Source organism: Streptomyces hygroscopicus subsp. hygroscopicus, from assembly GCF_001553455.1.
Taxonomy (GTDB): Bacteria; Actinomycetota; Actinomycetes; order Streptomycetales; family Streptomycetaceae; genus Streptomyces; species Streptomyces hygroscopicus.
In genome coordinates, this window is sequence record NZ_BBOX01000643.1 from 1 (window position 1) to 580 (window position 580).

At 72.4% G+C, this 580-nt stretch carries 1 protein-coding gene; it reads right to left on the reverse strand.

Going from position 1 to position 580, the window contains the following annotated elements:
- Nucleotides 1-580: acyl carrier protein (locus tag AXW62_RS39605; RefSeq protein ID WP_159061122.1), on the reverse strand; the 580-nt coding region annotated here is incomplete at both ends.

Here is a 580-nt window from a genome sequence, read left to right on the forward strand (position 1 = left end):
ATCCGGGTCATAGAGCCCGTCCACGTCCCAGCCACGGTCCGAGGGAAACTCGGTGATGGCATCCCCGCCCTCGGCCACCAGCCGCCACAGATCCTCCGGCGACGCCACCCCACCCGGATACCGGCACGCCATCCCCACGATCGCCACCGGCTCATCGAGCGTGCCGACCGACGCGGCCGTAGCCGACGCGGTGGCGGCCTCGGCGCCGAGGACGTCCCGCAGCAGGTAGTCGGCCAGCGCCTGCGGCGTCGGGTAGTCGAAGACGAGGGTGGCGGGCATCCGCACCCCGGTCGCGTTCTGCAACCGCTGGCGCAACTCCAGCGCGGTGAGCGAGTCGAAGCCCATCGCCTGGAACGCACGTGAGGTGTCGATCGTGCCGGGCGACGCGTGCCCCAGCACCACCGCCACCTCAGCGCCGACCAGGTCGACGAGGAAGCGCTCGCGGTCGGACTCGGGCATGGCCAGCAGGCGCTGTACGAGGACGGACGACTCCTGGCCCCGTGCGGCCGTACGCCGAGTGGCCCGCACCAGTCCGCGGAGTATGGCGGGCAGGTCGTCCTGTGCGGCACGCTCCCGCAGC